This is a genomic window from Actinomadura harenae, assembly GCF_003696215.1.
Lineage (GTDB): Bacteria > Actinomycetota > Actinomycetes > Streptosporangiales > Streptosporangiaceae > Spirillospora > Spirillospora harenae.
Genome location: NZ_RFFG01000048.1, coordinates 55,394 through 64,795, shown reverse-complemented (window position 1 = coordinate 64,795; position 9,402 = coordinate 55,394). Strand labels below are relative to the sequence as shown.

Sequence of the window (9,402 nt, the reverse complement as noted above, 5' to 3'; positions counted from 1 at the left end):
GGCAGCCGCTGCCCGCCCGCCGTGCCGAGCCCGGTGGACCCGAGCCCGCCGCCCGCCGGGCTCGCCGCGAGCCCGCCCCGTCCGCTCGTCGCCCGCTGGTCGCTCTTCATGGGGGCAGCCACGTGCTCCTTTCGCGCCCGCCGGAGACCTCGGACGTAGAGATCTCCGATTCGTCGGGCGATCCATGCTTGCGGGACGGACGCGCCCCCGTCAACGGATTCGGCCGGACGTACCCGGGACGTGACCAAAGAAGCGCAGGTGACCAGCCGTTTCGCCGACCACTTCGCGGCTTACCCTGGGTCACACCGGGCACTGACACCACCGAATCGGACACCCGATAAGAGCGATATGTTCGTTTTTAGGGAAAGGCGGGGAACGGCGCGTCCGGAACGGCGGCGAACGCCGTCCGCATTCCCGCGACGACCCACCGTTCCCCCGCCGCGTCCCCGCCCCGTTCCCTGCCCCGTTTCCCCGCCCCGTTCCCCCGCCCCGTTCCCCCGCCCCGCGGAAGACCTCCGCGCACGCCGGGACCGTGACGCCCCTTCTCGTTAAAGTGAGGCCCGGCCGGCGCGGCCCGCACCACCGCGCGAGCCACCCTGCCGTCCGAGGACGCGGGTCGTGAGTGACGTGTGCGTGTGACGGACATATGCGTATGCGTGTGATGGCGCAGGACAGAATGGCGCAGGACAGAGGGGCTGGGATGCGGATCTCGTTCACGGCGCTGACCCAGGAGGGACCCCGGGACGTCGTGGCGGACGTGGACGACCGCGCCACCGTCGGCGGGGTCGCGCGGGCGCTCACGGCGGGCGGCGACGGACTCTGGGCGGACGGCCGGATGCTCGACCCGCAGGCCCCCGCGGCCCGCGGGCTGCGGGACGGCGCGGTCGTCGCCGTCGACCGGCGGACGGCCGCCGCGACCGACCTCGCCGAGCCGTCCGGGCTGGTCGAGGTGCGGGTGGTCGGCGGGCCGTCGGCCGGCCCGGTGCACCGGCTCGGGTTCGGGACGATCACGGTCGGGTCCGGCGCGCGCGCCGACCTCACGCTGGACGACCCGACCGTCCCGGAGGTGTCGCTGCGGGTCTCGGTCGGCCGCGAGGGCGCGGAGGTCGAGCCGTCCGCGCACACGATCGGGCACGCCGTCCTGGACGGGACGCCGCTCGAAGGGAAACGGGCGTGGCCGGTCGGGAGCGTCCTGGCCGTCGGGTCGAGCGTCCTGGCGCTGGCCGCCAGCGCGCACCCCGACACGCACCTGGAGCCGCTCGCCGAGGGCGGGCTCGCGTTCAACCGGCCGCCGCGGCTGAGGCCCGCCGTGCGGAAGCGGCGGATCGACGTCCCGAAGCGTCCGGAGCGTGACCCGAAGGAGCGGCTGCGGCTGTTCGGCGCGCTGCTGTTCTCGGCGTTCGGCCTGGTCATGGCGTTCGCGATGGGCCAGTGGTGGTGGGCATTGTTCGCGCTCGCGTGGCCGGTGATGACGCTCGGCGAGTGGATCGGCGACCGGATGTACGGCCGCAAGTCCCACAAGAAGGCGATGCGCGAGTACGAGGCGCAGAGCGCCGCGTTCGGCGAGCACCTGGCCGGGCTGCGCCGCGAGGACGAGCGTGAGCGGCGCGAGGCCGACCCGGACCCGGCCGAGATCCTGCTGACCGCGACCGGCCCGCGCCGCCGCCTCTGGGAGCGGCGCATGACCGACCCGGACGCGCTGCACCTGCGCCTCGGCCTCGCCGACCTGCCCGCGCTCATCGAGATCCGCAGCGACGGGCCGCACCCGGGCCGTCCCTCGTCGAGCCTCAGTGGCGGCCTCGCGACCAGCGCGAACCCGAACGCGAGCGGCGCCGGGCGCGTCCTGGCCCCGGATGCGGGCGGCGCGCTCGGCCCGGACGGGACGCCGGTGCCGGAGGTCCCGATGGCGCGGCTCGTCCCGGTCTCGCTGCCCCTCCCGGACGTCGGGGTGCTCGGCATCACCGGCCCGCGGACGGCGTCACGCGGCCTCGCCCGGTGGCTGGTGGCGCAGGCCGCGGCCCTGCACAGCCCGCGCGACCTGGCGATCGTCGTCCTCACGGCGGACGCCGAGGCGGGCGAGGAGTGGAACTGGGTGCGGTGGATCCCGCACACGCGCCCGCGCGAGGGCGAGGAGTGCACGGCGCTCGTCGGTTCGGATCCGGAATCGCTCGCTCACCGTATTACCGAACTCGCGATCCGGGTCAGCGAGCGGCGCCGCGCCGCGCAGGCCGCGCAGAGCTTCTTCGGGCAGGGCAGACCGCCCGAGGCGATCCCGTACAACATCCTCGTCGTCCTGGACGGCGCTCGGGCGCTGCGCCGCCAGCCGGGCATGCCGATGCTGCTCGCGCGCGGCGCCGAGTACGGCATCCACGCGATCTGCGTGGACGACGAGGAACGGCTGCTCCCCGAGGAGTGCAACGTCGTGGCGGCGTTCGAGGAGGACGGCCCGGCCGTCCGGCTCCGCGGCCACGGGCTCGACGCGGTCGGCCCGGTCCTCGCCGACCGGGTGCCCGTCGCGTGGGCCGAACGCGTCGGACGCGCGATCGCGCCCGTCCGGGACGTGTCCCGGCAGGACTCCGCGGACGCCGTCCCCGCGAGCACGCGCCTGCTCGACCTGCTCGCGATGCCCGAGCCCGACGCCGACGCCGTCCTGCGCTCCTGGCAGCGGACGGGCGGCCGCGCCACCCGCGTCCCGATCGGGGTCGGCGCGGACGGCCCCTTCTCCGTCGACCTGCGCTACGACGGCCCGCACGGGCTCGTCGCCGGGACGACCGGCGCGGGCAAGTCCGAGCTGCTCCAGTCGCTGATCGCGTCCCTCGCCGTCGCGAACCGGCCGGACGAGATGACGTTCGTCCTCATCGACTACAAGGGCGGCGCGGCGTTCGCCGACTGCGCGCGCCTCCCGCACACCGTCGGGATGGTCACCGACCTCGACGGGCACGCGACCGAACGCGCCCTGGAGTCGCTGTCGGCGGAGCTGCGGCGGCGCGAGGAGATCCTGCTCGGCGCGGGCGCGAAGGACATCGACGACTACCAGGCGGACGGCGGCACGGGGCTGCCGCGCCTCGTCCTGGTCATCGACGAGTTCGCGGCGATGGTCGCCGAGCTGCCCGAGTTCGTCGCCGGGCTCGTCGACATCGGACGGCGCGGACGGTCCCTCGGCGTCCACCTGATCCTCGCGACGCAGCGTCCGGCCGGGGTGGTGACGGCGGACATCCGCGCGAACACCAACCTGCGGATCGCGCTGCGCGTCACCGACCCGGACGAGTCCACCGACGTGATCGACGCGCCCGAGGCGGCGCGGATCGGGAAGGCGACGCCGGGCCGCTGCTACGTGCGGTCCGGCGTGGACGAGCCGCGCCTGGTGCAGACCGCGCGGGTCGGCGGGCGGCGGCCCGCGCCGGGCTCCCCGGCCGGACGCGCCGACGTGCACACCGTCGGCTGGCAGGGCCTAGGCCGCCCGCTCCCGGGACCGCGCGAGCCGCTGGACGACGCGTCCGGCGAGACGGTCACCGACCTGGCCGTCCTGGTCCGCGCGGTCGAGGACGCGGCGCGCCGCGCGGGCATCGGGCGGCAGCCGTCGCCGTGGCTGACGCCGCTCCCGGACCGGGTCCGGCTGGAGCCGCGCACGGCCGCCGGGGGCTCGGTCGTGGACGTCCCGGCGATCCCGTTCGGGGTGACCGACCTCCCGTCCGTCCAGTCGCGGGAGCCGCTGGTCGCCGACCTGGTGAAGGGCGGCCACCTGTACCTCGCGGGGACGGCCCGGTCCGGCCGGTCGACGGCGCTGCGCACGTTCGCGGCGTCGCTCGCGGCCGCGTGCTCGCCGTTCGACGCGCACCTGTACGCGATCGACTGCGGTGCCGGGGCGCTGCTGCCGCTGGTGTCGCTGCCGCACTGCGGCGCGGTCGTCACCCGCGACCAGCTCGACCGCTGCGAGCGGCTGCTGACCGCGCTCGGCGCGGAGGTGTCGCGGCGGCAGCAGCTGCTCGCCGAGGCGGGCTTCGCGTCCCTGTCGGAGCAGCGCGCGGCCGTCGCCGCCGCCGACCGGCTGCCCTGGATGGTGCTGCTGCTGGACCGCTGGGAGGGGTTCGTCGGCGCGTTCGACTCCTACGACTACGGCCGTCTCGTCGACATGACGCTGCGACTGCTGCGCGAGGGCGCGGCCGTCGGGCTGCGCGCCGTCTTCACCGGCGACCGGACGGGCCTGACCGGCCAGGTCTCCACGGTGTTCGACCGGCGCCTGGTGCTGCGGATGGCCGACCCGAACGACTACGGCTACGCCGGGCTCCAGGAACGCCAGGTCCCCGCGGCGATGCCGCCGGGACGCGTCCTGGAGGTCGTCGCGCCGGGCGTCCCGCCGCGCGAGTCGCAGATCGGGCTGCTCGCGGACGACCCGTCCGGCACGGCGCAGGTCGCCGCGCTCCAGGACGTCGCGCGCGACGCCGCCGCCCGCTACGGCCGCCTCCCGCGCGGGCGGCGTCCGCTGCACGTGGACGAGCTGCCGGTGCGGACGACCTACCGGGAGGCGATGGAGCTCGACCCGGACCTGCTGCCGCCGTCCCCGCTCTGGTCGCTGGTCGGCGTCGGCGGCGACACCCTCGCCCCGGCCGGCGTCGACCTGCTGAACGAGGGCCCGGCGTTCGTCGTCGCGGGTCCGGCCCGCTCGGGACGCTCCACGACGCTCCGCACGATCGTCGAGTCGCTGCTGAACCCGGCCGTCGCGGGCGGGCTCGTCCCGGTCGTCCTGGTGACGCCGCGCCGGTCCCCGCTGCGGATGCTCGCCGGGCGGCCCGGCGTCCTCGCCCTGCTCACCGCCGACTCGGGTCCCGAGGACCTCGAGGACGCGATCGGCACCGAGCACCGCTACGCCGTGGTCGTGGACGACGCCGAGCTGCTCGACGAGTCCGACCTGGACGACGCCCTCCGGGACGTCCTGCGGACCGCCCGCGACGGCGAGCACGCGCTCGTCCTCGGCGGCACCACCGAGGACCTCGGACGCGGCTACCGGGGCTTCCTCGCCGAGGCGCGGCGGTCGCGTTCCGGCGTCCTGCTGTCGGTCGACTCACCCGACGACGGCGACCTGTTCGGCCTCCGGCTCCCCCGGAACGCGTCCCTGGGCGGGCCCGCCGGGCGCGGTCTGCTCGTCCGCTCGGGCACGACCACCCAGATCCAGGTGGCGCTGCCACCGCCGCTGAACGGCTGACCCCCTCCATCCGGCGGCCTCCCTGAGGGCATGGGTCGCCCATTCCCTTACGAGAGCACTGCTCTTGACTGTGAGCGTCGTTCGCGAGAGCATTGCTCTCATTCGGACGGAAGTCACCCTCTCGGACGCCGGAGGCCCGCGTGCTCGCACTCGCCAAGAACGCCAACCTGGCCGTGATGTTCTTCCTGGAGCTCGGCGTGCTGATCTCCGTCGGCTACTGGGGCTTCACGCTCGACTCGAACTGGGCCGTCCGGATCATCGCCGGGCTCGGCGCGCCGATCGCGATGGCGACGCTCTGGGGCCTGTTCGCGGCGGGCGGCGGCGACAACGCCACCTTCGCCCTGCACGGCGTCGCCCGCGCCGCCTTCGAGATCGCCTGGTTCGGCGTCGCCGCGCTCGCGCTCCACGCGTCCGCCTCGCTGGCCCCGGCCCTGATCCTCGCCGCCGTCTACGCCGTCAACGCGATCCTCCGCCTCACCTGGAAGCAGTGACCCGTCCCGCGGCCGGCTCCCCGATGAGGACGCCGCGGCCATGACCGTCCGGCCGAGCGTCACATGGGCGGGGGCGGGAGGCGGCGCAGGACGACCGCCCAGCCGACCAGGATCGTCCCGGCGGCGACGATCCCGGCCACGACGAACACCGGGCGCGGATCGTCCCCGGACGTCCGGCTCGCCACGCCCGCCAGCAGCGCCCCGAGCGGCGTCACCGCGAGGACCATCGAGCGGATGATCGTCGTGACCCGTCCCATCAGCTCCCGGGGGATCCACGCCTGCCGCGCGCTGCGGTTCACCACGCTCGCCAGCGTCACCGCCCCGCCCTGGACGGCGTTCGCCGCGACGAGCGTCCACGCGTCCGCGACCATCCCCATCACGGCCAGCGACACCCCGACGCCGACGACGCCCGCCGTCACCGCGCCCATCGCGCCGAGCCGCCGCGCGACCGGGCCCGCCGCCACCGCCCCCGCGACGCCGCCCACGCCCTCGGCCGCCACCAGCGCCGCGATCGCGTGCGTCGGCAGGCCGAGCGTCACCCGTCCGAGGTAGACGATCAGGGTGTCCACGGCGAGGCACAGGTTCACGCCCACCTGCACCACCGTCACCGCAAGCAGCGGCCGGCACCCGAGCAGGAACCGCACTCCCTCGCCGACGCCACGCCCGCCTCGACGCCCGCCTCGACGCGCCGCGGGACGCCCCGGACGGAGCCGGGCGACCGACAGAAGCGACACGCACGAGACGACGAAGGTCGCCGCGTCGACCAGCAGCGCCGTCCCCAGGCCCGCCGTCGCCGCGAGGAACGCGACGGTCGCCGGGCCGGCGACGGCCGCGAGCTGCGCGGACGTCTCCATCACCGCGTTCGCGCGCAGCAGCCCCTCGTTCGCGAACAGGTCCTTGAGGGACGCGCCGAGCGCCGCGTCGAAGAACACCGTCGCGACCCCGGCCACGACGGCCAGCCCCAGGACGACGGGCAGCGGCGCCGCGTCCGCCCAGACCATCACCGGCAACGCCACGAACACCCCGGCGCGGGCGACGTCCGCCACGACCAGGACCGTCCAGGTGTTCCACCGGTCGGCGAGCGCGCCCGCCGGAACCCCGACGAGCAGGTACCCGATCCCGCGCGGCGCCGCCGCCAGCCCCGCGAGCAGCGGATCGCGCGTCAGCCGCAGCACCAGCAGCGGAACGGCCAGCACCGCCAGCCCGTCCCCCAGAAGCGACACCGCCTGCCCGCCGAGGAAGACCCGCCGGGCCGCACCACTCATTCCGGGCGGACGGCCAGGATCCGGAAACTCACCCCCAGGCGGTCGCGCGCGACATGCTCGATCCGGAACCCGGCGGCACGCAGTATCGGACGCGGATCGCGCGTCAGATGGTCCGCCGAAAGCCGCAGGACCAGCGGCTCCACCAGCCGCATCAACGTCCGCACGACGAGGTCGGACGACGGCCCATGCTCAGCCAGGACGAACCGTCCACCCGGCCTGAGCAGCCGGAACGCCTCCCGGACGGCGGCGTCCGCATCCGGGATCGAGCACAGCGTGAACGTGGAGACGACCGTGTCGGCACAACCGTCCGGCAGGTCCAGACGCTGCGCGTCGCCCCGCCGCAACTCGACGCGGTCACCGAGCTTCTCGTCCTCGACCCGCTTGCGCGCGACGGCGAGCATCGCCCCCGACAGATCGATCCCGACGACGGAACGGGCCGCCTCCGGGTAGAGCGGCAGGTTGAGCCCCGTCCCGACGGCGATCTCCACGACCCGTCCCTCCGCGCGGCCGGTCACCCACGCACGACTGCCCGGGAACAGCCACCGCTCGCAGGTCGCCATCTGACGGTCGTAACGGTCGGCGACGGCGTCGAACACCGCGAGCACGCGTTCGTTCGTGGTCCGCACCGGTCCCTCACCTCCGTGCCCGGCGGTCGCGGGCTCGCCCCGATCGTCCCCCCGTCACCGCCCCCGCGCACCACCGAACCTCCCGCCGCACCACGTCCCCGCAGACAGCCCACCCCTTGCCGAAACCGGCCACCGAAACACCGGGGCCTCCCCCGAGGACCACAGGAACTCACCGGGTCATGCTGAGCCCCCGACCGGATGGGCCGCCCACTCGAACTCGTCCGCTCCGAACCGGCGGCTCAGCCGTCCAGGTGAGCGCGCAGCGCCGCCACGAACCACGCGAACACCGGCGTCAGATCGGGCTGCGCGGGCCACCCGTTGATCTTCCCCAGCAGCGCCCAGTACCGCGCCGCCCGCGGGTCGTTCGCCGTCTCCACCCGCAGCAGGACGCTCCGCCGGTACTCGGGCGAATCCCGCTCCCCGAACGTCTCCGCGTACAGCCCGAGCAGCTCGTCCACGACGACCCCGGCGTCCGCCGGCGCGACCCCCGCCTCCCGCGCCGCCTCGACCTTCTCCACGACCGCCCGCGTCAACTCGTGATGCAGCTCCGCCTCGGCCCGCTCCGCCTGATGCTCGGCCATCCGCCGCACCGACGCCCGGAAGTCCTCGTCCCGCACCAGGTCGGCCAGCTCGATCCACGCCTCGACCTGCTCGGGCTCCGGATCGTCCGGCAGCTCCGGCATCGCCGCCCGCATCATCTCCACGAACGCCGGATTCGCGTCCAGCCCACCGAACGTCGCGTCGATGAACTCGTGGATGATCGCGTTCCGCTCCTCCGCGGACAACCGCGCCAGATCATGCATGATCTTCAACTCCTCAGGGTCGGATCCGCGCCTGGCCACCGCCCGCAACACCGCCCGCCGCAACCGCAACGTCCGGATCTGCGCGTCCAGCGCCTCGGCGTGCACCGCCGCGATCTCGGGCAACGTGACGCCCCGCTCCAGCAACCGCCGGACGGTCGCCAGATCGACATCGAGATCCCGCAGCGTCCGCACCAGCTCCAGCCGAGCCAGCGCGCGCACGTCGTACAGCCGGTGACCTGCGCCTGTACGTCCGGCGGGCGGCACCAGCCCCTCATCCGAGTAGAACCGCACGGTCTTCACCGACAACCCGGTGCGCCGCGCCAACTCCCCGATGGAAAAGACCAGTCCGTCCGCCATGACCCCAACCCTGCGACCTCCAGCGGCTGGAGATGCAACCCCGATTCTCAGCCGTCCCGCTTCCGCCGTCCGAACAGGAAGTACGCCAACGGCCCCGCGAAGTTCACGAACGCCACCACCCGCCAGACCCGCTTCGACCCCCGAACCTCCTCAGCCGTCCGCCGCCGCAGATCCACCAGCGCCGCGATGGCCAGCCCCCACTGCACCACAGCCGCCCCCACGATCATCCGCCGCTGCCCCACACTCAACTCCCCCCACGACCGCTTCTCCCCCACCACGACCTCCACTCCACCACCCACGCCTCACTCCGGACGCGGCGTACACCCATGAATCTCCCCGAACCGCCTCTCAGCAATCCGCATGAACCCCACCATGTCCCCCAAAGCATCCCGCCCCCCCACCACCGAAACAAAATCAATACGCAGGAAGGGCCGACGCCGACCACACGAGAAGGCAGCAATCACATAGTTGGGACGCTCAGGCGTAAATCTCCCAGGGGACGTCGAGGCAATGCCGTTCCCAAGCTCTCGTGGCAGCCGATGCACCCCCACCCCATTTCGCTGCCTCCACTGATTTTCAATAACCGTATCCCCGTCAGCGAAGGACCAATTCACCCCGAGTGGGAATCTACCATCGACATCACCCAGGCAAATGTGC

6 protein-coding genes are annotated in these 9,402 nt (G+C 74.2%); 2 read left to right on the top strand and 4 right to left on the bottom strand.

Going from position 1 to position 9,402, the window contains the following annotated elements; all coding sequences use genetic code 11:
* The first annotated feature begins 700 nt into the window (after positions 1 to 700).
* Positions 701 to 5,203, top strand: coding sequence for an FtsK/SpoIIIE domain-containing protein (locus EBO15_RS25025; protein WP_122196885.1), 4,503 nt, complete (start codon positions 701 to 703; stop codon positions 5,201 to 5,203).
* Between the two features lie 140 nt (positions 5,204 to 5,343).
* The gene (locus EBO15_RS25020) at positions 5,344 to 5,694 is read left to right on the top strand and encodes a YrdB family protein (protein ID WP_122196884.1); all 351 of its coding nucleotides are present in this window, start codon (positions 5,344 to 5,346) and stop codon (positions 5,692 to 5,694) included.
* A 59-nt stretch (positions 5,695 to 5,753) separates the two neighbouring features.
* Here the strand turns inward: EBO15_RS25020 and EBO15_RS25015 are convergent, their stop codons facing one another.
* The 4 genes from EBO15_RS25015 to EBO15_RS25000 all read right to left on the bottom strand — a co-directional run bounded on the left by EBO15_RS25015 (position 5,754) and on the right by EBO15_RS25000 (position 9,044).
* Positions 5,754 to 6,959, bottom strand: a complete 1,206-nt coding sequence (locus tag EBO15_RS25015) for an MFS transporter (protein WP_122196883.1) — start codon at positions 6,957 to 6,959, stop codon at positions 5,754 to 5,756.
* Entirely contained in the window at positions 6,956 to 7,585 is a 630-nt protein-coding gene (locus tag EBO15_RS25010; RefSeq protein ID WP_122196882.1) for a class I SAM-dependent methyltransferase, read from the bottom strand. The genes EBO15_RS25015 and EBO15_RS25010 overlap by 4 nt, the downstream gene beginning before the upstream one ends.
* Before the next feature lie 239 nt (positions 7,586 to 7,824).
* Entirely contained in the window at positions 7,825 to 8,745 is a 921-nt protein-coding gene (locus EBO15_RS25005; protein ID WP_122196881.1) for a MerR family transcriptional regulator, read from the bottom strand.
* Positions 8,746 to 8,792: 47 nt separating this feature from the next.
* Positions 8,793 to 9,044: a PLD nuclease N-terminal domain-containing protein gene (locus EBO15_RS25000; RefSeq protein WP_199744791.1), complete on the bottom strand. Its 252-nt coding sequence runs from the start codon at positions 9,042 to 9,044 to the stop codon at positions 8,793 to 8,795.
* Between the last annotated feature and the right edge of the window lie 358 nt (positions 9,045 to 9,402).

Excerpts from the sequence above, each read along its gene's own strand:
- EBO15_RS25025 (WP_122196885.1), top strand. The coding sequence starts at position 701 with ATGCGGATCTCGTTCACGGCGCTGACCCAGGAGGGACCCCGGGACGTC.
- EBO15_RS25015 (WP_122196883.1), bottom strand. The coding sequence starts at position 6,959 with ATGAGTGGTGCGGCCCGGCGGGTCTTCCTCGGCGGGCAGGCGGTGTCG.
- EBO15_RS25005 (WP_122196881.1), bottom strand. The coding sequence starts at position 8,745 with ATGGCGGACGGACTGGTCTTTTCCATCGGGGAGTTGGCGCGGCGCACC.